Consider the following 1,733-nt stretch of genomic DNA (forward strand, 5'->3'; position numbering starts at 1 on the left):
CCCATCTCCCCATCCCCCCATCCCTCCGAACCCTCACTCTGCCCAATCTTTTGCCCAAGCTAAGGTTTTATGTACTTCCTGATGGGTAGATGCTTCACAGTATAAGCGTAAAACTGGTTCGGTTCCGCTAAAGCGAATCATTAACCAGCTGTTGTCGTCGAGACGGAATTTGTAGCCGTCAATTGTATTACAATCAATTACTTGCTTACCTGCAACTTCTTTTAATGGTTCGCTTTGTAATTGTTGTAAAAGCTTTGCTCGTACTTCCATTCCCGAAAGAGGTAAATCGATGCGGTCGTATACTGAAGTAAAATTAACTTGGTTTTGTAAATGACGGTAATAGTCGCCCAAATCCATTCCTGATTCAACGATTGCTTCTAATACATATAGGGCCGAAAGCAATGCATCTCTTTCGGGAATGTGGCTTCCATAACCGATTCCACCGGATTCTTCACCACCAAGTAAAACTTCAGCATCTAGCATTCTATCAGCAATATATTTGTAACCTACGGGGGTTTCGTAAAGCGACAAATTATGCAGTTTTGCAACTAAAGGAATCAAATCTGAACCACTAACAGTTTTAACTATTTCGCCTGTAAACCCACGTCTTTGAGTTAAATGGTCGATTAGTATGGGAATCAAGATTTGCGAACTTAAAAAGTTACCTTGTCCATCCACAGCCGCAATGCGATCGCAATCACCATCAAATACCAATCCCACTGATAAACCTTCAGGATTGGCTTGACGATGATTTTTGATCAATTGTATAAACTTAGAAATATACTTGGGCAAAGGTTCCGGCGCACCACCTTCAAATAGAGGATCGCGATCGCTATTAATTTCTTGGACTTGATCGCCGAGAAGCATTGCTAATCCACCCGCAGATGCTCCATGCATTGCGTCGGTAAATAAAGTCAATTTACCATTAGCTATAGCATCTCTAATCTTGCTAATGTTAACTTTGCCTTCCAAACCTTGAGTATAGCTTTGCCAAGGATCAAAGGTTTTTAGCTTGCCGGATGGTGAATTAAAAGACACCGATTGTATCAGCAAACTTTCTATTTCCTTGGTTACTTCTGAAGGTACAGAACCACCGAAACAACTCTTAACCTTCAATCCTAAATACTTCCCCGGATTGTGAGAAGCTGTAACTACCAAGGCTCCCAAGGCATTCTGAGCTTTTGCTGCCCAACTAAAAGCGGGGGTAGGGGCAAAAGTGTCAGTCAGCACTACATCAAAGCCTGCATCCATCACCGTCTGAGCAACAAACTTAGCAAAATCTTCTGCCATGAATCGGCGATCGTGACCAACGATGATGGTACGATTACCTACCATTTTGCCATATGTATACAATAATACTTGCGCGGCTACTGGCGCAACCAGGGCTAAACGTTCAAAGGTGAACTCATCGCCAATAACGCCGCGCCAGCCGTCGGTACCAAACTTAATGGATTTACTGGCAACTGGCATCATGATTATCCTATCTTTAAATTCTACTCGATGGATTCTAGCACTTCCTTTTGATAAGGGTAAAAAAAGTTTTACGTAGAATTATGAAAGCTGAATGAAGATTTTCTTAGATTAACCAGGAAAAATACTAGTTTATCTAAACTCCGTGAGAAGACTCCCGCCATAATCTCCGATTTGGCGGCGAGATGAATCACGGGTCAAAAAAGAAACACCTTCCGACCAAAATTGAGCGTAAGCGAAATCAGGGAGGAAGGTAGTTGAGT

General features: G+C 42.2%; 1 protein-coding gene. It reads right to left on the reverse strand.

All coding sequences use genetic code 11. The annotated features are described in order from the left end of the window. Nucleotides 1-33 precede the first annotated feature (33 nt). The gene (locus tag IQ247_RS32085; RefSeq protein WP_193926229.1) at nucleotides 34-1,470 is read right to left on the reverse strand and encodes a phosphoglucomutase/phosphomannomutase family protein; all 1,437 of its coding nucleotides are present in this window, start codon (nucleotides 1,468-1,470) and stop codon (nucleotides 34-36) included. Nucleotides 1,471-1,733 lie beyond the last annotated feature (263 nt).

It is taken from the genome of Plectonema cf. radiosum LEGE 06105, from assembly GCF_015207665.1.
GTDB lineage: Bacteria > Cyanobacteriota > Cyanobacteriia > Cyanobacteriales > Nostocaceae > Rivularia > Rivularia radiosa_A.

Excerpts from the sequence above, each read along its gene's own strand:
- IQ247_RS32085 (WP_193926229.1), bottom strand. The coding sequence starts at position 1,470 with ATGCCAGTTGCCAGTAAATCCATTAAGTTTGGTACCGACGGCTGGCGC.